At 60.2% G+C, this 22,599-nt stretch carries 24 protein-coding genes; 16 read left to right on the top strand and 8 right to left on the bottom strand.

All coding sequences use genetic code 11. The features are described 5' to 3' along the window. Positions 1 to 80: 80 nt before the first annotated feature. Positions 81 to 677: a DUF6436 domain-containing protein gene (locus tag ABIA48_RS16135; RefSeq protein ID WP_429489897.1), complete on the bottom strand. Its 597-nt coding sequence runs from the start codon at positions 675 to 677 to the stop codon at positions 81 to 83. 96 nt (positions 678 to 773) lie between these two features. Between ABIA48_RS16135 and ABIA48_RS16130 the strand changes: the two genes are divergently transcribed. Next, the gene (locus tag ABIA48_RS16130) at positions 774 to 1,721 is read left to right on the top strand and encodes an alpha/beta hydrolase (protein ID WP_429489895.1); all 948 of its coding nucleotides are present in this window, start codon (positions 774 to 776) and stop codon (positions 1,719 to 1,721) included. 131 nt (positions 1,722 to 1,852) lie between these two features. Here ABIA48_RS16130 and ABIA48_RS16125 read toward each other — a convergent pair whose 3' ends face one another. Next, on the bottom strand, positions 1,853 to 2,605 hold the full coding sequence (locus ABIA48_RS16125) for a DUF2059 domain-containing protein (protein ID WP_277532809.1): 753 nt from the start codon (positions 2,603 to 2,605) through the stop codon (positions 1,853 to 1,855). 108 nt (positions 2,606 to 2,713) lie between these two features. On the opposite strand from ABIA48_RS16125, the gene ABIA48_RS16120 reads away from it, so the two are divergent. Continuing rightward, entirely contained in the window at positions 2,714 to 3,346 is a 633-nt protein-coding gene (locus tag ABIA48_RS16120; protein ID WP_429489893.1) for a 2OG-Fe(II) oxygenase, read from the top strand. Between the two features lie 2 nt (positions 3,347 to 3,348). Next, positions 3,349 to 3,834, top strand: coding sequence for a DUF523 domain-containing protein (locus ABIA48_RS16115; protein ID WP_429489891.1), 486 nt, complete (start codon positions 3,349 to 3,351; stop codon positions 3,832 to 3,834). A 122-nt stretch (positions 3,835 to 3,956) separates the two neighbouring features. On the opposite strand, the gene ABIA48_RS16110 is transcribed toward ABIA48_RS16115, so the two are convergent. Then, complete coding sequence (locus ABIA48_RS16110) at positions 3,957 to 4,547, bottom strand: transporter substrate-binding domain-containing protein (protein ID WP_429489889.1); 591 nt, start codon at positions 4,545 to 4,547, stop codon at positions 3,957 to 3,959. Positions 4,548 to 4,682: 135 nt separating this feature from the next. Between ABIA48_RS16110 and ABIA48_RS16105 the strand changes: the two genes are divergently transcribed. Continuing rightward, a complete protein-coding gene (locus tag ABIA48_RS16105) occupies positions 4,683 to 5,108 on the top strand; it encodes a DUF4399 domain-containing protein (RefSeq protein WP_429489887.1) in 426 nt (141 codons plus the stop codon). Between the two features lie 61 nt (positions 5,109 to 5,169). Here the strand turns inward: ABIA48_RS16105 and serA are convergent, their stop codons facing one another. Further along, positions 5,170 to 6,399, bottom strand: coding sequence for a phosphoglycerate dehydrogenase (gene serA / locus ABIA48_RS16100; RefSeq protein WP_007976393.1), 1,230 nt, complete (start codon positions 6,397 to 6,399; stop codon positions 5,170 to 5,172). 204 nt (positions 6,400 to 6,603) lie between these two features. Between serA and ABIA48_RS16095 the strand changes: the two genes are divergently transcribed. From ABIA48_RS16095 to ABIA48_RS16080, 4 genes are all read left to right on the top strand, one after another. Further along, positions 6,604 to 7,998 carry an FAD-binding oxidoreductase gene (locus ABIA48_RS16095; RefSeq protein WP_033052123.1) on the top strand — a complete coding sequence of 465 codons (1,395 nt, stop codon included), beginning with the start codon at positions 6,604 to 6,606 and terminating at the stop codon, positions 7,996 to 7,998. Positions 7,999 to 8,034: 36 nt separating this feature from the next. Continuing rightward, the gene (locus tag ABIA48_RS16090) at positions 8,035 to 8,700 is read left to right on the top strand and encodes a fumarylacetoacetate hydrolase family protein (protein ID WP_007982959.1); all 666 of its coding nucleotides are present in this window, start codon (positions 8,035 to 8,037) and stop codon (positions 8,698 to 8,700) included. A gap of 257 nt (positions 8,701 to 8,957) precedes the next feature. After that, positions 8,958 to 9,884, top strand: a complete 927-nt coding sequence (locus ABIA48_RS16085) for an SdiA-regulated domain-containing protein (protein ID WP_429489885.1) — start codon at positions 8,958 to 8,960, stop codon at positions 9,882 to 9,884. 117 nt (positions 9,885 to 10,001) lie between these two features. Then, a complete protein-coding gene (locus ABIA48_RS16080) occupies positions 10,002 to 10,919 on the top strand; it encodes an SdiA-regulated domain-containing protein (RefSeq protein WP_429489883.1) in 918 nt (305 codons plus the stop codon). Between the two features lie 145 nt (positions 10,920 to 11,064). On the opposite strand, the gene rpiA is transcribed toward ABIA48_RS16080, so the two are convergent. Beyond that, the gene (rpiA, locus tag ABIA48_RS16075) at positions 11,065 to 11,739 is read right to left on the bottom strand and encodes a ribose-5-phosphate isomerase RpiA (RefSeq protein ID WP_429489881.1); all 675 of its coding nucleotides are present in this window, start codon (positions 11,737 to 11,739) and stop codon (positions 11,065 to 11,067) included. Between the two features lie 336 nt (positions 11,740 to 12,075). Between rpiA and ilvA the strand changes: the two genes are divergently transcribed. Continuing rightward, on the top strand, positions 12,076 to 13,590 hold the full coding sequence (gene ilvA, locus ABIA48_RS16070) for a threonine ammonia-lyase, biosynthetic (protein WP_007982951.1): 1,515 nt from the start codon (positions 12,076 to 12,078) through the stop codon (positions 13,588 to 13,590). Between the two features lie 39 nt (positions 13,591 to 13,629). Further along, positions 13,630 to 14,055: a DUF2269 domain-containing protein gene (locus ABIA48_RS16065; protein WP_429489879.1), complete on the top strand. Its 426-nt coding sequence runs from the start codon at positions 13,630 to 13,632 to the stop codon at positions 14,053 to 14,055. Between the two features lie 122 nt (positions 14,056 to 14,177). Here the strand turns inward: ABIA48_RS16065 and ABIA48_RS16060 are convergent, their stop codons facing one another. Continuing rightward, the gene (locus ABIA48_RS16060; protein WP_429489877.1) at positions 14,178 to 14,834 is read right to left on the bottom strand and encodes an HAD family hydrolase; all 657 of its coding nucleotides are present in this window, start codon (positions 14,832 to 14,834) and stop codon (positions 14,178 to 14,180) included. A gap of 143 nt (positions 14,835 to 14,977) precedes the next feature. On the opposite strand from ABIA48_RS16060, the gene ABIA48_RS16055 reads away from it, so the two are divergent. Together ABIA48_RS16055 and ptsP are read left to right on the top strand one after the other, a co-directional pair. After that, positions 14,978 to 15,457 (top strand): RNA pyrophosphohydrolase, encoded by a 480-nt coding sequence (locus ABIA48_RS16055; RefSeq protein ID WP_003229203.1) that lies wholly within the window; start codon positions 14,978 to 14,980, stop codon positions 15,455 to 15,457. A 22-nt stretch (positions 15,458 to 15,479) separates the two neighbouring features. Beyond that, positions 15,480 to 17,759, top strand: coding sequence for a phosphoenolpyruvate--protein phosphotransferase (gene ptsP, locus ABIA48_RS16050; RefSeq protein ID WP_429489875.1), 2,280 nt, complete (start codon positions 15,480 to 15,482; stop codon positions 17,757 to 17,759). A 132-nt stretch (positions 17,760 to 17,891) separates the two neighbouring features. Here the strand turns inward: ptsP and ABIA48_RS16045 are convergent, their stop codons facing one another. Then, a complete protein-coding gene (locus ABIA48_RS16045) occupies positions 17,892 to 18,638 on the bottom strand; it encodes an NRDE family protein (RefSeq protein ID WP_429489873.1) in 747 nt (248 codons plus the stop codon). Between the two features lie 133 nt (positions 18,639 to 18,771). On the opposite strand from ABIA48_RS16045, the gene ABIA48_RS16040 reads away from it, so the two are divergent. The 3 genes from ABIA48_RS16040 to ABIA48_RS16030 all read left to right on the top strand — a co-directional run bounded on the left by ABIA48_RS16040 (position 18,772) and on the right by ABIA48_RS16030 (position 21,485). Then, complete coding sequence (locus ABIA48_RS16040) at positions 18,772 to 19,554, top strand: sulfite exporter TauE/SafE family protein (RefSeq protein WP_429489871.1); 783 nt, start codon at positions 18,772 to 18,774, stop codon at positions 19,552 to 19,554. 97 nt (positions 19,555 to 19,651) lie between these two features. Next, positions 19,652 to 20,464, top strand: a complete 813-nt coding sequence (gene lgt / locus ABIA48_RS16035) for a prolipoprotein diacylglyceryl transferase (RefSeq protein WP_429489869.1) — start codon at positions 19,652 to 19,654, stop codon at positions 20,462 to 20,464. Positions 20,465 to 20,513: 49 nt separating this feature from the next. Continuing rightward, a complete protein-coding gene (locus tag ABIA48_RS16030) occupies positions 20,514 to 21,485 on the top strand; it encodes a thymidylate synthase (RefSeq protein ID WP_429489867.1) in 972 nt (323 codons plus the stop codon). Positions 21,486 to 21,595: 110 nt separating this feature from the next. Here the strand turns inward: ABIA48_RS16030 and ABIA48_RS16025 are convergent, their stop codons facing one another. After that, positions 21,596 to 22,060, bottom strand: coding sequence for an Lrp/AsnC family transcriptional regulator (locus ABIA48_RS16025; protein ID WP_007982941.1), 465 nt, complete (start codon positions 22,058 to 22,060; stop codon positions 21,596 to 21,598). 126 nt (positions 22,061 to 22,186) lie between these two features. Here ABIA48_RS16025 and ABIA48_RS16020 point away from each other — a divergent pair, with 126 nt between their 5' ends. Continuing rightward, positions 22,187 to 22,525 carry a hypothetical protein gene (locus tag ABIA48_RS16020; protein ID WP_429489864.1) on the top strand — a complete coding sequence of 113 codons (339 nt, stop codon included), beginning with the start codon at positions 22,187 to 22,189 and terminating at the stop codon, positions 22,523 to 22,525. The last annotated feature ends 74 nt before the right edge of the window (positions 22,526 to 22,599 follow it).

The following is a 22,599-nucleotide window of genomic DNA, read 5'->3' as shown; positions in this document are numbered from 1 at the left end:
CTTGTTGTTATTGTGAGTCCTGGTGCCACTGTGTAACACGACGTACCGGCTTGGCGCATCGCCCGTAGGAGGGATTCGTATTACCGCGTCTTTCCCTGCTTCGCTGGATCAACAGGCCACGGGCAGTAACACCCCACCGCCAGCGTATGCGTTGCACTCACCGCACGCCCCTCATCCAGCGCCTGCAGGATCGGTTCGATAAAGCTGTTGCTGGAATTGCAGGTCAGGCCTTCGCTGTACGGGCCGAAGTAGGCGAGTTTGCCGCTGCGGTCCCAGATTGCCACGGCCGGGCTGGCGGGGACCTGTTCGGAGCCGGGCAGGATGTCGATGGATTTGAGGCGGCTCAAAGTGCCCGGCAACTGGCCGTGGCTGCCGGTTTTTTGCACGGCATAGAACTCCACGCCGTGGGGTGCATAGCGCTCGACCAGTTCGGTCAGGTGTTGTTGATTGCCGACATTGCACGGGCAGGCCGGGTCCCAGAAATGCACCAGGCGGATAGCCCCGGGGCCGGCAAGGGATTCGGGAAGGCGCAGCGGATCCCCCGAAAACATCGCCGTGTGCTCGCTGAACGCCCGCAGGTAACGCCCTTGAAACCAGTCGTAGGCCGCCCACAGTACGCCGGCACACACCACGGCGAACAGGCTGGCATACAGAGTGGTGCGTAAGGGCGGGCGCATCGGTTCAATCCTCGAAGGTCGGCTAGCTTGCCATGCTTGCGGCGACAGATGAATATCGCAGGCTTATAAAGTCCGTTTCACGTTCTGGAATCGTTCATGCCGGCTACTTTCGACCCCAATCTTCTACGCGCAAGCTTGCTGCCACTGGCGGCCGGGCAGCCGTTGTCGGCGCAGGCGCAGGCTTACCGGCGATTCTACGGGCTGGATTTTGCGCAGCGGCAGGTGCGCAGTGGCCTGGGGCGATTCGAGGTCGATGGTTATGAGCTGGTCAGCCAGTTCTGGTGGCCCGAGCGGGCCAAGGCGACGCTGTTTGTCATCCACGGTTTTTACGACCACACCGGGCTTTACCGGCATGTGATCGAATGGGCGCTGGACCAGGGCTTTGCGGTGATTGCCTGCGATTTGCCGGGGCATGGCCTGTCCAGCGGCGAACGGGCGAGCATCAAGGATTTCGCCGAGTATCAGGACGCGTTGCAAGGGCTGTTCAGCGAGGCGCAATCCCTCGACTTGCCGCAACCGTGGCACCTGTGCGGGCAGAGTACCGGCGGGGCGATCGTGATCGATCATGTGTTGAATGCGGGGGCGAACAGCCCGGCCCAGGGCCAGGTGATTCTGCTGTCGCCGCTGGTGCGGCCGCGGGCGTGGGGTTGGTCGCAACTGAGTTACTACCTGCTCAAGCCTTTCGTCAAAGCCATCGCCCGCCGCTTCAGCGAGAACTCCAACGACCCGGCCTTTCTGCCGTTCCTGCAAGCCGATCCGTTGCAGCCTTTGCGTCTGCCGACGGCCTGGGTGGGCGCATTGGCGCGCTGGATCAAGCGCATCGAGGCCGCGCCCACGAGTAGCCGCCGGCCGTTGATCGTGCAGGGGCAGGCCGACATGACGGTGGATTGGGAGCACAACCTGGAAATGTTGCGGGGCAAGTTTGATCGGCCACAAGTGCTGATGCTGCCCGAGGCACGGCATCATCTGGCGAATGAGACGCTGGTGATGCGGCAGGAGTATTTCTGTTTTTTGACCAGGCGGATCAAGGGGCGTAATCCTTAGCGCCTGTTCCGGCCCCATCGCGAGCAAGCTCGCTCCCACAGGTTTTTCGGTGATCACAGAATAGTGAACAGGCACAGACCCCACTGTGGGAGCGGGCTTGCTCGCGAAAGCGATCTATCTGGCGCTAAAAATCACTGGGTCAGGTTCGAATTGCTCTGCCCTACCGCCAACCCTGCGCGAATCGCCGCCAGCGCCGCCTGATAATAAGCCTGGCCTTCCGCCGACTCGGCAAAGGTCGCGAACTCTTCCAGTTCGTTGTCCGACAGGTCGCGATAGACGTAGAGCAGCGTGTTGTTCAGGTCACTGCCGATCTGATCCATCAGGCGCTGACGTTGTCCGTTCAACATGCCCTGTGCCTGGCCGGCACCCAACAGCCCTGGAATCATCGAGCTCAAACTGTCCGCGGCGACGCCAGCAATCGCCAGGCTGACTTCCGCGCCGGCCTCGCGTGCGGGCAGGGCTTGGGCCAAATGGCCGATGATCAGCATGCGGCTGTCGCTCGCCTGCATCTTCGGCAGACCCTTGGCGTTTTTCGCCAGTTGGTCACGACGGGTCGCCAGCAGTTCGGCGGCGACGATTTTCTTGCCCAGGGGCGACTTGAAAAACGTCAGCGCGGGTTTGGGGTCGGCGAGGTTCTTGCGCAATTGTGCTTCGGCACGCTGGTCCACGGCCTGGCCGGCAAAACGCTGATTGCTGTTATTGACCAGCGCCTGAAACACCGCTGGAGGCAGGCTGCCCTGGTAGCGTTGCTGGGCAGCGGAAAGGGCGTCGTTGAAATGCGCGCGTTGTTCCGGCCAGCCGGCGACCTTGTACAACTGGTCGTGGCCGTCTGCCCAGGCGGGCAAAACGCAGAACATCAGCAGTGATAAAAGCAAACGGCGCATAGGGACTCCAGTCAGCAGGCGACTATTCTCCGTGCGGCATCCGTACTTGTCGAGAATTCGTATCAACCCGCTGCGCGGCTCTGTCGGATTTCCGGGCACAGGAATACTATGCGCGACATGCAAATATCCTCTGATCACCCGCTGCTGTTACGAATCGTCGACGACCTGGCCGAGCACGGCTGGTCGCAGCAGAATATTTTCCTGCCTCAGGATCTGACTCGAGCGCTGGCGGCCGAGTGCCGTAGACGTGCCGCCGAGGGTGAACTGGCTCCGGCCGCCGTGGGCCGCGGGCCGTCATCGGAGATCCGCGAAGGGATTCGTGGCGACCATATCCAGTGGATCGACCCTGGCCAGGCCGAGGCCTGCGACAGCTACCTGAGTTTGATGGACAGCCTGCGCGAGGCGATTAATCGCGGTCTGTTTCTCGGCCTGGAGGATTTCGAAAGTCATTTTGCGATGTACCCGCCCGGTGCTTTCTACCTGAAGCATGTCGACCGTTTTCGCGATGACGACCGGCGCATGGTTTCGGCGGTGGTTTACCTCAATGACGGCTGGCTTCCGGAACACGGCGGCCAGTTGCGCATGTACCTCGACAATGATCGCGCCCACGACGTGCAGCCTATCGGCGGCTGCCTGGTGGTATTTCTCTCCGGTGAGGTGCCCCACGAAGTCCTGCCCGCGACCCGGGATCGCCTGTCGCTGACCGGCTGGTTCCGCCGGCGCGGCAACGAGCCGTTCTGATCATGCAGAAAATTCTTGTCAGCCGCTGTCTGCTGGGCCACCGCGTCCGTTACGACGGTGGGGCCAGCGGGCCGTTCGATCAGCTTCAGCAGTGGCTTGATGCAGGACGGGTCGTGCCGTTGTGCCCGGAGGTGGCCGGTGGTTTGCCAACACCTCGGGCAGCGGCGGAAATCCCCGGCGGGCAAGGCGCGCAAGTCCTCGACGGCCAGGCGTTGGTGATCACTACCGAGGGCGAGGACGTCAGTGCGCAGTTTCTGTCGGGGGCGTATCAGGCACTGGAGCTGGTCCAAAAGCACGGCATCCGCGTCGCCATCCTCAAGGCCAACAGCCCGTCCTGCGGCAATCGGCTGACCTATGACGGGACGTTCAGCGGTGTGAAGGTCAGTGGCGAGGGCGTGACGGCCGCGTTGCTCAAGCGCCACGGGGTGCAGGTATTCAGTGAGCTGGAGTTGCCGCAGGCGGCGCAGGCGTTGGCAATACTGAGCTGACAACCGACACAAAACCCTGTGGGAGCGAGCTTGCTCGCGATGAGGCCAGTCCAGTCATCATTGATGTTGTATGTCAGGCCGCCATCACGAGCAAGCTCGCTCCCACAAGTTCTGCATTTACTTCAATTCTGTAGCTTTGGCACCACACCCGCATCCACCCCCAGCCACTTCTGCTCCAGCGCTTGCAGCCGCCCATCCTCCTTGATCCGCTGCAAGGCGTTTTCCAGGCTGGCATGGAACGCCGGATTTCCCTTCTGAAACGGAATCGCCAGGCTCACGGCCGGGTTGGTTTTGGGCTTCTCTTCGGTCAACGACTGCACCAGCAGAATGGAGCGCGGCTCTTCTTTCTGCGCGATCAATTGCGCATTGGTTTGAATGTAGGGTTCGCTGAAGTCGAAACGATCCTTGAGATCCGGCGTCTCTGTTATGTGATTGATGGCGATGTCGTATTTGCCGCTTTCGACGCCGCTCAGCAGATCGCTGCCGTCGGTAACGACAAAGTCGGCCCGGACATCGAGTTCACTTGCCAGCAGTTGGCCCAGTTCGACTTCGAACCCGGTGAGTTTGTCGTCTTCCTTGAAATTGAAGGGGGGAGTGTTGGCTTCAACGGCAATGCGCAACTCGCCCCGGTCGTTGATGTCATCAATCAGTTCGGCGTGAGCCAAAGGGCTCAGAAGGGGTAGCAGGCAGATCAGGCCAGGCAGAAAGCGCATGGTCACTCCTTTGATTTTTTTATCGCGACCCTCTGATTCAGGCTCGCTTTGCTATGGTTGTCGAGAGCCTTCGACAACGAATGGCCACGAAGTTGTCATGGCCACGCGAATTTTACGGAAAAACTGGAGAATAGAATGAAAACCTTTATGTCACGAGCTGCTTTGGCTGGCCTGTTGATGGGTGTTTCGATGCTGACCAGTGCTGCCACGCCGGCTCCGAAAGGTGCCGAAGTATCCATTGTTACTCCCGAAGACGGCGCGACGATCCCACAGACAGTCGTCGTCAAATTCGCGGTCAAGAACATTGCCCTGGCACCGGCGGGCGATACCACCAAAAACACCGGTCATCACCACGTGCTGATCGACGTCGATGAGCTGCCAGCCGCCGGTGTGCCGATCCCCAAGGATGCCAACCACCTGCATTTCGGCGGTGCACAGACCCAGGCGGAAATAACGCTCACGCCGGGCAAACACACCCTGCAGCTTGAACTGGGCGATAGCAACCACATTCCGTTCGATCCGCCGATCGTTTCCGAGAAGATCACGGTCAACGTCAAGTAACCTTGTTGCGTGAATGAAAAAGGGAGCCAGAAGGCTCCCTTTTTTGTCGCTCAGGTCGTGATCAGAACAACACACGGCTACGGATGGTGCCTTTGACGTGTTGCAGCTTCTCTTGCGCCAGGTCCGAGTACTCGGCGTCAACGTCGATCACCACGTAGCCGACCTTCTCGTTGGTCTGCAGGAACTGACCGGAGATGTTGATGCCGTTTTCGGCGAAGACTTTGTTGATCTCGCTGAGTACACCCGGAATGTTTTCGTGGATGTGCAGCAGGCGGTGCTTGCCAGGGTGAGCCGGCAGGGCCACTTCCGGGAAGTTCACGGACGATACCGAAGTACCGTTGTCGCTGTACTTGACCAGTTTTTCCGCGACTTCCAGACCGATGTTGGCCTGGGCTTCAGCGGTAGAGCCGCCGATGTGCGGAGTCAGGATCACGTTGTCCAGGCCGCGCAGCGGGCTTTCGAACTCTTCGTCGTTGGAGCGTGGCTCCACCGGGAATACGTCGATGGCCGCGCCGATCAGGTGCTTGTCCTTGATGGCGGCAGCCAGGTGGTCCAGTTCGACCACGGTGCCGCGGGCGGCGTTGATCAGGATGCCGCCTTTCTTGATGGCGCGGATTTCTTTCTCGCCCATCATCCACTGGGTGGCGGCGGTTTCCGGTACGTGCAGCGAAACGATGTCAGACATCGCCAGCAGCTCGTGCAGGTTGCCTACCTGAGTCGCGTTACCCAGCGGCAGCTTGGTGATGGTGTCGTAGAAGTACACCTGCATGCCCAGGCCTTCAGCCAGGACCGACAGTTGAGTACCGATCGAGCCGTAGCCGACGATGCCCAGCTTCTTGCCACGGATTTCGAAGGAGTTGGCCGCACTCTTGATCCAGCCGCCACGGTGGCAGGAAGCGTTCTTCTCAGGGATGCCGCGCAGCAGCAGGATCGCCTCTGCCAGCACCAGCTCCGCAACGGAGCGGGTGTTGGAGTACGGCGCGTTGAACACAGCGATGCCGCGTTCACGAGCAGCGTCCAGGTCGACCTGGTTGGTGCCGATGCAGAAACAGCCGACCGCCACCAGTTTCTTCGCGTGATCGAAGATCTCTTCGGTCAGTTGAGTACGGGAGCGAATGCCGATGAAGTGAGCATCAGCGATCTTTTCCTTGAGCTGGGCTTCCGGCAGAGAACCTGTGAGGTACTCGATGCTGGTGTAGCCCGCCGCCTTGAGGACGTCGACAGCCGATTGGTGGACGCCTTCGAGAAGAAGGAACTTGATCTTGCTCTTATCGAGAGAAGTCTTGCTCATCTGCGTAAACCTGTATCCCGGAGAAAATTGGCAGGAAATGGTCAACAGACGCTGACCCGAGCGGCATGACAGCCGTCGCCGCAGAATAGCCGTTGGGCACTATCCTGCGGGGTCGGTATGCTAGCATATGCGCCCCGCTAAACACTCATTCCTGCGACGTGAAGCGTTCTCAGGATGACCATGAATTGTTCGAGAGTTCTGTCGATGACCAATCCTGCCCTGATTGAAGAGCTGAAGACCCTGGTTGAGCCTGGCAAGGTGCTGACCGATGCCGACTCCCTGAATGCTTACGGAAAGGATTGGACCAAGCATTTCGCCCCGGCCCCGACCGCCATCGTGTTTCCCAAGACCACCGAGCAGGTCCAGGCCATTGTCCTGTGGGCCAATAAACACAAGGTGGCGCTGGTGCCGTCCGGCGGTCGTACCGGGTTGTCCGCCGCTGCCGTGGCGGCCAATGGCGAAGTGGTCGTGTCGTTCGACTACATGAACCAGATCCTCGACGTGAACCTCACTGACCGCACCGCCGTTTGTCAGCCGGGCGTGGTCACCGAGCATCTGCAGAACGTGGCCGAAGAAAAGGGCCTGTACTACCCGGTGGACTTCGCTTCGGCCGGTTCCAGTCAGATTGGCGGCAATATCGGCACCAATGCCGGCGGAATCAAGGTGATTCGCTACGGCATGACCCGCAACTGGGTCGCCGGCATGAAAGTGGTCACCGGCAAGGGCGACGTGCTGGAACTGAACCGCGACCTGATCAAGAACGCCACCGGCTACGACATGCGTCAGCTGTTCATTGGCGCCGAAGGCACCCTCGGTTTCGTGGTCGAGGCGACCATGCGTCTGGACCGCGCGCCAAAAAACCTCACCGCGATGGTTCTCGGCACGGCCGACTTCGACTCGATCATGCCGGTGCTGCACGCCTTCCAGAGCAAGCTTGACCTGACCGCCTTCGAATTCTTCTCCGACAAAGCCCTGGCCAAAGTCATGGCCCGTGGCGATGTACCGGCGCCGTTCGAATCCGACTGCCCGTTCTACGCACTGCTGGAATTCGAAGCGACCACCGAAGAAGTGGCCAACCATGCCCTGGAAACCTTCGAGCACTGCGTTGAACAAGGCTGGGTGCTGGACGGCGTGATGAGCCAGAGCGAAACCCAGCTGCAGAACCTTTGGAAACTGCGCGAATACATTTCCGAAACCATCTCCCACTGGACGCCGTACAAGAACGACATCTCGGTCACCGTGTCGAAAGTCCCGGCGTTCCTGAAGGAAATCGACGCGATCGTCGGCGAACACTACCCGGACTTCGAAATCGTCTGGTTCGGCCATATCGGCGACGGCAACCTGCACCTGAACATCCTCAAGCCGGATAACCTGAGCAAGGACGAGTTCTTCGCCAAGTGCGCCACCGTCAACAAGTGGGTGTTCGAAACCGTCGAGAAATACAACGGTTCGATTTCCGCCGAGCACGGTGTGGGCATGACCAAACGTGACTACTTGACCTACAGCCGTTCGCCGGTCGAGATCGAGTACATGAAAGCGGTCAAGGCGGTGTTCGACCCGAACGGCATCATGAACCCGGGCAAGATCTTCGCTGTTTGACTTTCGAACTTAAGTGCAACGAAGCAGGAGGCGGTAATGAGCTATCAGCACCAGTATGTAGACGGTACGCGTATTCATTTTCCGCTGGGGAAAGTGGTGTGCATCGGCCGTAACTACGCCGAACACGCCAGGGAACTGGATAACCCGGTGCCGACCGAGCCACTGCTGTTTATCAAGCCGGGCAGTTGCGTAGTGCCGCTGGAAGGTGGTTTCAGCATTCCGACCGAGCGCGGTTCGGTGCACTACGAAGCGGAAATCGCGGTGTTGATCGGCAAGCCGTTGTCGACCAGACCGAGCCGTGAAGAAGTGCTCGACGCTATCTCCGGTTTCGCCCCGGCCCTGGACCTGACCCTGCGCGACAAGCAGGCCGAGCTGAAATCCAAGGGTTTGCCGTGGGAAATCGCCAAGTCCTTCGATGGTGCCGCGGTACTTGCTCCGTTCGTGTCTGGCGACACCTTTGCCGACCTGACCGACATCGGTATTCGTCTGACCATCAACGGCGAAGTGCGCCAGGATGGCAACAGTAGCGCAATGCTCAACCCAATCGTGCCGATGATCCAGCACATGGCTGGCTGCTTCTCGTTGCAGGCCGGGGACGTGATCCTCACCGGCACGCCAGTGGGTGTCGGGCCGCTGAACGTCGGTGACGAGATCGTCCTGGAACTGCCGGGCGCCAGCCGGTTTACCAGCAGCGTTCGCTAGCCCAGGCACTGCCAAACCCTGTGGGAGCGGGCTTGCTCGCGAAGAGGCCGTGACAGTCGACATAAGTGTTGCCTGACACTCCCCCTTCGCGAGCAAGCCCGCTCCCACATTGGTCTGGTAATGGCCTGTAGATGGCTCACCCTGTCATTTCCCGTTTTTTTCACATCCTGTCTGGATAATTTCAGGGCTTTCGGCCTCTGAGCCGGCCCCAAACTGTGCTATTACCCCTAGCCTGAATTTCTGGAATACATTCCCCGATGGCCCCTCCTCCGCTTTCCACGCTTGAATCTGCCCGCCGCTCACGCTTCGCCCTGCGTTGGCACACCTGGCTGCTGTTGGTGGCCGTTGTCGCCTACGGTGTTGCATTCGCCATGCACTGGGATGCGCGAGGCATGCTCTGGGTGAAAGAACAATTCAAAAGCCCGGCCGAGCGTCAGGCGAGTATCTGGCTTCCGGACTATCGGGCGGTGATCGATGCCAAGCCGTTGCCGGGCATGGAAAAGGACGAAGCGTCGGATCTGTCGTACGACCCTCAGACCAAGACCCTGTTTTCGGTCATGGGCAAGAACCCGTTCCTGGTCGAATTGAACCTGCAGGGCGATGTGCTGCGCAAAATGCCATTGATCGGCTGGAGCAATCCTGAGGGCGTCACAGTTCTGGGTGATGGCCGCCTGGCCATTGTCGATGAGCGTGAGCATTTGATCGCCATCGTCAAGGTCGATGCCGACACCCGCGAACTGAACATCGCCGATTTCCCGAAATACGACCTCGGGCCCTCCAAAGACCAGAACAAGGCTTTCGAAGGAGTCACCTGGGATCCTCGTAATCAGCAACTGGTGCTGGGTGAAGAGCGCCCGCCGGCATTGTTTACCTGGAAAGGTGATGGCAAGACCCTTACCGGTGACAAGCTGAAGCTGGCCAGCCATGCGCTGGACGTGCGTAACCTGTCGGCACTGGCCATCGACCCGCGGACCGGCCACATGCTGGTGCTGTCCGCCGAATCGCACCTGTTGCTGGAGCTGGACAAGCAGGGCGAACAGGTCAGTTTCATCACCCTGCTGCGTGGCTTCAACGGCCTGAAAAATACCATTCCCCGTGCCGAAGGCGTGGCCATGGATGAAGCGGGCACGCTGTACGTGGTGAGTGAGCCAAACCTGTTTTATCGCTTCGAAAAACAGCACTGACGTTTACGATTTGCAGGATTGCCTGTGTTCGGTTGTAGGATCGGGCCAGCGGCCATTAAGCTTCAGTTCAGACAGGCGTGATATTTCATCCGCCTGTTTTAACCCGAGCCCGCCCGAATGCATCGATTTGCCCGCCCCAAATTCCTGATTCTGCTCCTGTCGGTGGTCTTGCTGATCGCGTTGACCGTGATCGCCCAGTACCAGCGCCTGTTCGAGCGTGCGTGGTTCAATGTGCACACGCTGTGGCAGCCGGTGAACTCCCGGTCCATGGGGTTGGACCAATATCAGGTCGTGACCCAGGCGCAGGTGATCGATGGCCTGGCTGACGACGTTTCAGCATTGACCTACGACCCGGTGCGCAAAAGCCTGTTCACCGTCACCAACAAAAACAGCGAGTTGATCGAGTTGTCCCTCGACGGCAAGGTTTTGCGCCGTGTGGCGCTGGTCGGCTTCGGCGATCCGGAGGCGGTGGAGTTCATCAGCGCGGACACCTATGTGGTCGCTGATGAAAGCGAGCAACGGCTGATCAAGATTCATCTGGAGCAGGACACCGTCTTCGTCGACGCAGCAGACGCGGAGCAGGTGACCATTGGCGTACACATGGGCACCAACAAGGGCTTCGAGGGGTTGGCTTACGATTCGCGGGGCAAGCGCCTGTTCGTCGCCAAGGAGCGCGACCCGATGCTGATCTACGAGGTGCACGGTTTTCCGCGCTTCAATCCCGAAGAGTCCTACTCGGTGCACGTGATCAACGACCCCAAGCGTGATGCCGGGATGTTTGTGCGCGACCTGTCGAGCCTGCAATACGACGAGCGCAGCGGGCATTTGCTGGCGCTGTCCGATGAATCGCGGTTGATTCTGGAACTCGATGTAGACGGGCGTCCACTGAGCACCATGTCCCTGAATAAGTGGCACCAGGGCCTGCAAGAGAACGTGCCGCAAGCGGAAGGGCTTGCCATGGATGATGACGGTACGATGTACCTCGTCAGTGAGCCGAACCTGTTTTACGTGTTCAAAAAACCAACGCAACTCTAACCGACACCACAAAACACTGTGGGAGCGGGCTTGCTCGCGAAGGCAATCTGTCAGTTGGCATCTCTATCAACTGACACGACCCCTTCGCGAGCAAGCCCGCTCCCACAGGTATTTCATCTGCCCACAAACAGGTGGGCAGTCTGGCTTATTGGGCGCGCAGCGTCTTCACACCTTCACTGGTACCCAACAACAACAGATCCGCCGGACGCGCCGCGAACAAACCATTGGTGACCACGCCGACGATCGCATTGATCTGTGTCTCCAGCTCCACCGGGTTGGTGATCTGCATGTTGAACACGTCGAGGATGATGTTGCCGTTGTCGGTCAGCACGCCTTCGCGGTACACCGGGTCGCCGCCAAGCTTCACCAGCTCGCGGGCCACGTGGCTGCGGGCCATCGGGATGACTTCCACCGGCAACGGGAAAGCCCCGAGGACCGGTACCAGTTTGCTCGCGTCGGCGATGCAGATGAAGGTCTTGGCCACGGCCGCGACAATTTTCTCGCGGGTCAGGGCGGCGCCGCCGCCCTTGATCAGGTTCAGGTGTTCATCGCTTTCATCGGCGCCGTCGACGTAGAACTCCAGATCGCTGACGGTGTTCAGTTCGTACACCGGAATCCCGTGGCCCTTGAGGCGCGCGGCGGTGGCTTCGGAGCTGGCCACGGCACCATCGAATGCGCCCTTGTGCCGGGCCAGGGCATCGATGAAGCAGTTGGCGGTGGAGCCGGTGCCGACCCCGACGATGCTCTTGTCGTCGAGTTTCGGCAGGATGAAGTCGACGGCGGCCTGAGCCACTGCCTGTTTGAGTTGATCCTGGTTCATGCGGGCTCCGAGGTGCCGAGGAGGGAACGAAAGGCCGGCATTATAGGCTTCGGGGCGGGTAAGGTCATTGCCCGATTGGCAGAGAGCAGGAGCATTGGTGCCGGATTGCTTTTGTGGCGAGGGGGCTTGCCCCCGTCGGAGTGCGAAGCGCTCCCCCTGCATACTTTCAGGCACTGCGAATCAACAGGTTTACGACTGCTTCGCAGCCGAACGGGGGCAAGCCCCCTCGCCACAGGTATAACGTCTGGCCTAAAACCATCGGTTTAGTGTGGTCGTGCGGTCGAAAGCCGGGTTAGACTCCTTGGTCCTGCCCAACCCGCTCAGTGATGCTTTCCGATGCTTGAACAGTACGTCAAAAAGATCCTCACCTCGCGCGTTTATGACGTTGCCGTAGAAACCCCATTGCAGACTGCCCGTCAGCTCTCCGAGCGGCTGGGCAACAGTATTTGGCTCAAGCGCGAAGACTTGCAGCCGGTGTTCTCGTTCAAGATTCGCGGCGCCTACAACAAGCTGACGCAGTTGAGCGACGAAGAACGTGCTCGTGGTGTCGTCACCGCGTCGGCGGGCAACCATGCCCAAGGCCTGGCCCTGGCGGCGAAGGTGTTGGGCGTGAAAGCGACCATCGTCATGCCCAAGACCACCCCGGAAATCAAGGTCGAAGGCGTGCGTTCCCGTGGCGGCAAAGTGGTACTGCATGGCGATTCGTTCCCGGAAGCCCTGGCCTACTCGCTGAAACTGGTCGATGAAAAAGGCTACGTCTACATTCACCCCTACGACGATCCCCACACCATTGCCGGGCAGGGCACCGTGGCCATGGAGATTCTGCGCCAGCACCCGCAGCCACTGGATGCGATTTTCGTCCCGGTGGGCGGCGGTGGCCTGATTGCCGGCATTGCGGCGTACGTGAAGTACCTGCGTCCGGACATCAAGATCATTGGCGTCGAACCGGATGACTCCAATTGCCTGCAAGCCGCCATGGCGGCGGGCGAGCGTGTGGTGTTGCCGACTGTGGGCCTCTTCGCCGACGGTGTTGCGGTGGCCCAGATCGGTCAGCACACCTTCGATATCTGCAAGGATCATGTCGATGAGGTGATCACCGTCAGCACCGACGAAATCTGCGCCGCCATCAAGGACATCTACGACGATACCCGCTCGATCACCGAACCTGCCGGCGCCTTGGGCGTGGCCGGGATCAAGAAGTATGTCGAGCAGCGCGGCGTCAGTGGCCAGACCTTCGTGGCCATCGACTCCGGGGCCAACGTCAACTTCGATCGCCTGCGCCACGTCGCCGAGCGTGCAGAGCTGGGCGAGGGCCGCGAAGCGATCATCGCCGTGACCATCCCCGAGAAACCGGGCAGCTTCAAGGCGTTCTGCGAGGCCATCGGCAAGCGCCAGATCACCGAATTCAACTACCGCTACAACACTGGCAGCGAAGCGCACATCTTTGTCGGCGTGCAGACGCACCCGGAAAGCGATCCGCGCAGCGCACTGATCGCCAGTCTGAGCGAGCAAGGTTTCCCGGTGCTGGACCTGACCGACAACGAGCTGGCCAAGCTGCACATCCGCCACATGGTGGGCGGGCGAGCGGCGCATGTGGTCGATGAAGTGATTCTGCGTTTCGAATTCCCGGAGCGTCCGGGGGCGTTGTTCAACTTCCTCAACAAGCTCGGCGGGCGCTGGAACATTTCGATGTTCCACTACCGCAACCATGGCGCGGCGGATGGCCGGGTCGTCGCGGGCCTGCAAGTACCCCACGACGAGCGCCACCTGGTGCCGGCGGCGCTGGAAGAAATCGGTTATCCGTACTGGGACGAAAGCGACAACCCGGCCTATCAGCTGTTTCTTGGTTGAACGGCTACGCTGATGGGCAAGGCATAAGGAAATCGAACCATGGAAACGTTAACAGCCCTGAAAGCGGCGCACATGGTGGCAACTGTTGTACTGCTGGCCTGTGCGCTGGGTCTGGGCGTCTGGGTTTTGCTAGCGCGGCGCAAGGGTGACGCGACGGCGGGAAGCCGCACCCTGCAACGGCCGCGTGTATTTATCTGGCTGTTGATGGGGCTGGCGCTGCTGAGCATGCCGTTCACCGGCTGGTGGATGGTGCATCTGGTGGGCTGGCCGTTGGGGCAGACCTGGCTGCTGGCGTCCAGCGTGTTGTACACCGTGGCGGCGCTGGCGTGGTTCTGGTTGCTGGTGCGGCTGAACAAGCTGCGCAAGGCGCCGGGTGCTGTGGGGAAATTCACCTTTGCCCTGGCGTTGTTCAGTTTTGTCTGTTTTGTTGCCATTGCCGGGTTGATGGGCGCCAAGCCTGTTTAAGGCTTGGGACCGCGTCGACCCCTTCGCGAGCAAGCCCGCTCCCACATTTGATCGGCGTCGTTCACAAAATCTGTGTTCGCTGAATATCTAGTGTGGGAGCGGGCTTGCTCGCGAAAGCAATTTCAGCCGCGCAGACTGATCACCGGCCAACCGCGCTTCTCGGCCTCGGCCCGCAGATTCGAATCAGGATCGACAGCGATCGGATTTGCCACCAGCTCCAGCAATGGCAAATCATTCATCGAGTCGCTATAGAAGTAGCTGTCATCCAGCGTATACCCGGTTTCCTCCAGCCAGCGATTCAACCGCGTCACCTTGCCTTCACGGAAGCACGGCACATCGGTGCTGCGCCCGGTGTAGCGGCCATCGACCATTTCGCATTCAGTGGCGATCAGGGTTTCGACGCCCAGGCGCACGGCAATCGGCCCGGTGACGAAGCGATTGGTGGCGGTGATGATCACCAGTTTGTCGCCAGCGGCGCGGTGCTTGGCCAGCAGTTCAATAGCCTTGGGCAGCACGATTGGTTCGATGCAGTCGCGCATGTAATCGCTGTGCCATTGATCCAGCGTGGCCATTTCGGTGCGGCCAAGGACTTCCAGGCAGAAGTTCAGGTACGCGGCGTTATCCAGTTTGCCGGCCAGGTAATCCTGGTAGAACTCATCGTTGCGTGCCTTGTAGGCGACGGCGTCGAGAAAGCCGCGCTCGCACAGGTAATCGCCCCAAGCGTGATCGCTGTCACCGCCCAGAAGGGTGTTGTCCAAATCGAATAAAGCCAGGCGCATTGCAGTTACCCGCTGAAAAGTCAGTAAAAAGGCGACAAGAATACGGTCTTTTCACAAGAGTGCACATAAGCTAGGAACCTTCATTGCTGCCTTCACAACCTTTGTGGAACAATGCGGCGACATGCGTTTGCGAGGTTGTTGCCGTGATCGACCCCGATGGTTTTCGCCCCAATGTCGGGATCATTCTGACGAATGACGCCGGCCAGGTGCTATGGGCTCGCCGAATCAATCAAGATGCCTGGCAGTTTCCGCAAGGGGGAATCAACCCCGAAGAGACGCCGGAAGACGCCTTGTACCGCGAGCTGAACGAAGAAGTAGGCCTGGAGCGCGAAGATGTTGAAATTCTCGCCTGCACCCGGGGCTGGTTGCGCTATCGTTTGCCGCAACGTCTGGTACGTACCCACAGCCAACCGCTGTGCATCGGCCAGAAACAGAAATGGTTTCTCCTGCGCCTGATCTCCAACGAGCAGCGGGTGCGGATGGATTTGACCGGTAAACCGGAATTCGATGGCTGGCGCTGGGTCAGCTATTGGTATCCGTTAGGCCAGGTGGTGACATTCAAGCGCGAGGTGTATCGACGCGCTCTCAAAGAGCTTGCCCCGCGCCTTTTAGCGCGCGACTGACGACGGAGTTCGACCCCGAGCCATGCTCAATACGCTGCGCAAGATCGTCCAGGAAGTTAACTCCGCCAAGGATCTCAAGGCGGCGTTGGGGATTATTGTGTTGCGCGTCAAAGAGGCCATGGGCAGCCAGGTCTGCTCGGTCTACCTGCTTGACCCCGAGACCAACCGTTTCGTGCTGATGGCCACCGAGGGCTTGAACAAGCGCTCGATCGGCAAAGTCAGCATGGCACCCAACGAAGGTCTGGTTGGCCTGGTCGGTACGCGCGAAGAACCCCTGAACCTCGAAAACGCTGCGGACCACCCGCGCTACCGCTACTTTGCCGAAACCGGTGAAGAGCGTTTCGCGTCGTTCCTCGGCGCGCCGATCATTCACCACCGTCGCGTCGTTGGCGTGTTGGTTATCCAGCAAAAGGAGCGCCGCCAGTTCGACGAGGGCGAAGAAGCCTTCCTCGTGACCATGAGCGCGCAGCTCGCCGGCGTTATCGCCCACGCCGAAGCCACCGGCTCGATCCGCGGCCTTGGGCGTCAGGGCAAAGGCATCCAGGAGGCCAAGTTCGTCGGCGTGCCGGGTTCGCCGGGTGCCGCGGTCGGTACGGCGGTGGTTATGCTGCCGCCGGCCGATCTGGACGTGGTGCCGGACAAGACCATCACCGACATCGACGCCGAACTCGGCCTGTTCAAGACCGCCATCGAAGGCGTGCGCGCCGACATGCGCGCGTTGTCCACCAAGCTCGCCACGCAATTGCGCCCGGAAGAGCGGGCCTTGTTCGACGTCTACCTGATGATGCTCGACGATGCCGCGCTGGGCAGCGAAGTCACCACCGTGATCAAGACCGGCCAGTGGGCCCAGGGCGCGTTGCGCCAGGTGGTCACCGATCACGTCAACCGTTTCGAATTGATGGACGACGCTTACCTGCGCGAGCGTGCGTCGGACGTCAAGGACCTCGGTCGGCGCTTGCTGGCTTATTTGCAGGAAGAACGCCAGCAAACCCTGGTCTACCCCGACAACACCATTCTGGTCAGCGAAGAACTGACGCCGGCGATGCTCGGCGAGGTGCCGGAAGGCAAACTGGTCGGTCTGGTGTCGGTACTCGGCTCCGGCAACTCCCACGTCGCCATCCTCGCCCGTGCCATGGGCATCCCGACGGTAATGGGCCTGGTCGACCTGCCGTACTCCAAGGTCGACGGCATCCAGATGATCGTCGACGGCTACCACGGCGAGGTCTACACCAACCCGAGTGACGTGCTGCGCAAGCAGTTCGCCGAAGTGGTCGAGGAAGAGAAGCAACTGGCCCTCGGGCTGGATGCGCTGCGCGATCTGCCGTGTGTGACGGTCGATGGCCATCGCATGCCGCTGTGGGTCAACACCGGCCTGCTGGCCGACGTGGCGCGAGCGCAGAAGCGCGGTGCCGAAGGCGTGGGCCTGTACCGCACCGAAGTGCCGTTCATGATCAACCAGCGTTTCCCGAGCGAAAAGGAACAACTGGCGATCTACCGCGAACAACTCGCCGCGTTCCACCCGCAACCGGTGACCATGCGCACCCTGGACATCGGTGGCGACAAGTCACTGTCGTACTTCCCGATCAAGGAAGACAACCCGTTCCTCGGCTGGCGCGGCATTCGCGTCACCCTCGACCACCCGGAAATATTCCTGGTGCAGACCCGTGCCATGCTCAAGGCCAGCGAAGGCTTGAACAACCTGCGCATTCTGCTGCCGATGATCTCCGGCACTCATGAATTGGAAGAAGCGCTGCATCTGATCCACCGCGCCTGGGGCGAGGTGCGCGACGAAGGCTGCGACGTGCCGATGCCGCCGATTGGCGTGATGATCGAGATTCCGGCGGCGGTGTACCAGACCAAGGAACTGGCGCGGCAGGTGGACTTCCTCTCCGTTGGTTCCAACGACCTGACCCAGTACCTGTTGGCCGTGGACCGCAACAACCCGCGGGTCGCCGATCTTTACGACTACCTGCACCCGGCGGTGCTTCAGGCATTGCAGAACGTCGTGCGCGACGCCCATGCCGAAGGCAAGCCGGTGAGCATCTGCGGTGAAATGGCCGGTGACCCGGCGGCGGCCGTGCTGTTGATGGCGATGGGTTTCGACAGCCTGTCGATGAACGCCACCAACTTGCCGAAGGTGAAGTGGATGCTGCGCCAGATCAACCTGAGCAAGGCCAGGGAATTGCTGGCGGAACTGATGACCATCGACAACCCGCAAGTGATCCACAGCTCGTTGCAACTGGCACTGAAGAACCTCGGGCTGGCGCGGATGATCAATCCGGGGGCGATCAAGGCCCTCTAAACCTGCGCCGCTCCCTTCGCGAGCAAGCCCGCTCCCACATTGGATCTCCAGGGCACACAGATTGTGTGTACGACGCAGATCCAATGTGGGAGTGGGCTTGCTCGCGAAGACGGCAGGTCAGACAACACATCCCTAAAGCCTGATCTCCACCTCCCCAAGATGCCCGCCAAACGGCCCGAAACTGCGTTCGACCAGATGCCGCGTCCCATCCGCCTGCACGATCAACGCCGTACTGGCCCGCGTCCCGTAACTCTGACTGGCGATAAACACACTCGATAGCAGTGTCTCGGTGGCCAGGCCGACCCCCGTATCCGGCAACTCGGCAACCGGCGCTGGCTGCGAATCATTGAGTATGGCCAGCAATGCCTGAGGCTGCGGATCGTCCAGCACCTCGCTCAACGCCGCTTTGGCCTTGAGCAGTTTCGGCCAGGGCGTATCCAGCCCGGCGTTCGACAGCCCATGAACCCCGGCAGGCAACATCACAGGCTCAGATTCCCTGGCATTGAAGTGCCAGAGTTCGTTGGCATTGCCGACCAGCAGGTTAAAGCCACCATATTCCGACGAACGTGCGACAACGTCGCTCAAATAATCATCAATCGGTAGTTCCCCGGTGAGAAACCCCGCCACCAGTTCTCCACGAGACTTGCGCCCCGGTGGCTGGCGGGGGTCGCGAATGTTGGTCAGCGCGGCAAAGCGTCCGTTGGCACCGACACCGAGCCAGGTACCACCGGCCTCCAGGTCACGTCCGGCGTACACCTGAGGTGCTTCGGGCCATTGCGCCAGCGGCAGGCTGGGGCGGGCGTAGAACTCATCGCGATTGGCTGCCACGACCAGCGGCTGGGCATGACCCGGGCGCCAGGCAAAAACAATCAGGCACATAAGGCTGTCCTTGTGTGTTTTTTGCTCACTCTACGCAGACATCGCTCATCGATCCATCGCCTTGCACAGTGGAGATCGAGGCTATGCATCCGTTACCATGCCGCTCCGGTTTTGGGATGCGGGCGGGACAACCATGGAATTTCTGCTCTATCTGGCGCTCGGCGCCTGTGCAGGTGTACTCGCCGGGCTGTTTGGCGTGGGCGGCGGGATCATCATCGTCCCGGTGCTGGTGTTCAGTTTCAAAGCGCAAGGGTTCGATCCGTCGATCCTCACGCATCTGGCAGTGGGTACCTCCCTGGCGACGATTATCTTCACCTCGGTCAACGCGGTCCGTGAGCATCACCGCCGCGGCGCCGTGCGTTGGCCGATCTTCGTATGGATGACCGTCGGCATTCTGATCGGTGCCGGGTTCGGCGCACTGACCGCCGAGGCGATTTCCGGGCCGAACCTGCAGAAAATCATCGGCGTGTTCGCGTTGGTAATCGCCGCACAATTGACACTGGGCCTCAAACCCAGGGCCAGCCGAACCGTGCCGGGTAAACTCGGTCTGACCGTGGCCGGCAGCGTGATTGGCTGGGCTTCGGCGATTTTCGGCATTGGCGGCGGTTCGCTGACCGTGCCGTTCCTGACCTGGCGCAGCGTGCCGATGCAGCAGGCAGTGGCTACCTCATCGGCCTGCGGTCTGCCGATTGCCCTGGCCAGTGCATTAAGTTTCATGATTTTGGGCTGGCACGATCCGTTGCTCCCGGCCCATAGTCTGGGTTTCATTTATTTGCCGGCGCTGTTGGGTATTGCCTTGACCAGCATGGTGTTCGCCCGCCTGGGTGCGCGATTGGCCCACAGATTGTCGGCAAAGTTGTTGAAAAGGCTGTTTGCCGCTTTGCTGTTCTGCGTCGGTCTGAACTTTCTAGTCTGAAGCATCTGCTCTGACGCACAGCGCAATCCTGGCTTAATCCTGAGGTGGCAGCGTCGCCCGGGAATTTTTAAGATTTGAACTCTAACGAGGAGTCGCAATGCTGCCCTACCCGCAGATCGACCCGGTGGCCCTGGCCATCGGTCCGCTGAAAATCCACTGGTACGGCCTGATGTACCTGATCGGCATCGGCGGCGCCTGGCTGCTGGCGTCCCGCCGGTTGAACCGTTTCGACCCGACCTGGACCAAGGAAAAACTCTCCGACATGGTGTTCTGGATGTCGATGGGGGTGATCGTCGGCGGGCGACTGGGTTATGTGCTGTTCTACGATCTGAGCGCGTACCTCGCCAACCCGACGCTGATTTTCGAAGTGTGGAAGGGCGGCATGTCGTTCCACGGCGGTTTCATCGGCGTGATGCTGGCGGCGTTGTGGTTCGGTAAAAAGAACAACAAGTCGTTCTTCCAGCTGATGGACTTTGTTGCGCCGATGGTGCCGATTGGCCTGGGTGCCGGACGAATCGGCAACTTCATCAACGCCGAGCTGTGGGGCAAGCCGACCGACGTGCCGTGGGCGATGATCTTCCCGCCGTTCAGCGACCCGGCGCAGTTGCCTCGTCACCCATCGCAGCTGTACCAGTTCGCCCTCGAGGGCGTGGCGCTGTTCCTGATCCTCTGGCTGTTCTCGCGCAAGCCGCGGCCGACCATGGCGGTCTCCGGGATGTTTGCGCTGTTCTACGGCATCTTCCGTTTCATCGTCGAGTTCGTCCGTGTGCCGGACGCGCAATTGGGCTATCTGGCCTGGAACTGGCTGACCATGGGCCAGGTGCTGTGCCTGCCGATGATCGTCGGCGGCCTGGTCCTGATCTGGCTGGCGTATCACCGCGCCCCGGCAACTCCAGCGGCAGCCATATAACATTCGAACCCCGCAGCGATGGCTGCGGGTTCAAGGACACAGGTAACTCATGAAGCAATATCTCGAACTGGTCGCCCACGTCATCAAGAACGGCACCAGGCAGGCCAACCGTACCGGCGTGAACACCATCAGTTTTCCCGGCGCGATGCTGCGTTATGACCTGCAGGAAGGTTTCCCGGCGATCACCACGCGCAAGATGGCGTTCAAATCGGCCATCGGCGAAATGTGCGGGTTCCTGCGTGGCGTGAACAACGCGGCCGAATTCCGTGCGTTGGGCTGCAAGGTCTGGGACCAGAACGCCAACGAAAACGCCCAGTGGCTGGCCAACCCGTTCCGTCAGGGCGAAGACGACCTTGGTGAGATCTACGGCGTGCAATGGCGCAAATGGCCGGCGTACAAGCAGATCCCGGTCAGCAACCAGGCCGCCATCGAGCAAACCCTGAAACAAGGCTACCGCCAGATCGCCGAAGGTGAAGAAGACGGTCAGGCCTACGTGGTGCTGTACAAGGCCATCGACCAGGTCCGCCAGTGCGTCGACACCATCATCAAGGACCCGGGCAGCCGCCGTATCCTGTTCCACGGCTGGAACTGCGCGCAGCTTGATGAAATGGCCCTGCCGCCGTGCCACCTGTTGTACCAGTTCCACCCGAATGTCGAGACCAAAGAGATTTCCTTGACCCTCTACATCCGCTCCAACGACCTGGGCCTGGGCACACCGTTCAACCTGACCGAAGGCGCTGCACTGCTGAGCCTGATCGGGCGCCTGACCGGTTACACGCCGCGCTGGTTCACCTATTTCATCGGCGATGCGCACGTCTACGAGAACCACCTGGACATGCTCAACGAACAGCTCAAGCGCGAGCCGTTCCCGATGCCGAAACTGGTGATTGCCGACCGTGTGCCGGAGTTTGCCAAGACCGGCGTGTACCAGCCGGAATGGCTGGAACTGGTGGAGCCGAGCGATTTTTCGCTGGAAAACTACGAACACCACGCGCCAATGACTGCGCCGATGGCGGTCTGAAGTACAACACTTAAACCTGTGGGAGCGGGCTCCCACAGGAGCTATGCGCACACCGCAACCCGTGTGTGCGAGTCTGCTCGCGATGAGGCCCGCAAGCTCACCGCAAAATCTCAGACCGGTAAACTGGTGGTCGACTTGATCTCCGACAACGCCACGATCGAATTGACCTCCTGAATCCCCGGCACCATCGACAGCTTCTCGAAGAAGAAGCGCTCGTAAGCCTCGATGTCCGCCGTGACAATCCGCAGCAGGAAGTCCACCGCCCCCATCAGCACATAACACTCCAGTACTTGCGGAAAACCACGGATCGCCTCGGTGAATTCGGTGAAGTTCGAACGCCCGTGGGCATTGAGTTTCACCTCCGCGAAAATCTGCGTGTTCAGGCCGACCTTCTTGCGGTCGAGCAAGGTCACCTGGCCACGAATGATGCCCTCCTCTTTCATCCGCTGAATCCGCCGCCAGCACGGCGATTGCGAAAGGCCCACCTGCTCGGCGATCTGCGCGCTGGAGAGCGAAGCGTCCTCTTGCAGCAAGGCGAGAATCTTGCGGTCGTAACTGTCCAGCTCGCTCTGCATAAAAAAACCTTTTATTGATCAATACGCGAATTGATTGATTCTACATTCCTGTCATTTTTCCAATCATAGAGAAGAAATACCCGGTACAGGATGTAAATATTTCTCCAATGATTTTGGAGCCTGACCATGCCGTATCTCGAAGCCGTGAACACCCCGCCCACTCGCGCCGATGTCTGGAACATCAGCAACGCCCACTGCCGGGCTCGCTATCAAATGCTGGCCGAGGCAGAACCGGACCTGCTGTGTCGCGCCCTCAACCTGTTCGCCTTGCAATTGCTCACGCCGGAACAGGTCAACGTGCAGCGCCAGGAAGACTGGCTGACCATCGAGATCGTCATCGACGGTTTGAGCTGGCACCGCGCGCAGGTGATTGCGGAAAAACTTCGTAACCTGATCAGCGTCTGCTCGGTGGAGCTGCAAGAGGCTGATTCTGCGTGGGCCGAAACGGCTCAAGCGGTGGGCTGAAAAACCCCGAAACGGCTTCGTTGGGTAGTGGCCCAACGGTCAGCCGGGTCACGGCTATCCTTTGCGGACTGTCG

The organism is Pseudomonas sp. S30_BP2TU TE3576, from assembly GCF_050436025.1.
Taxonomy (GTDB): domain Bacteria; phylum Pseudomonadota; class Gammaproteobacteria; order Pseudomonadales; family Pseudomonadaceae; genus Aquipseudomonas.
The sequence above is the reverse complement of the archived record's forward strand: the minus strand, read 5'-3'. Positions and strand labels throughout refer to the sequence as shown.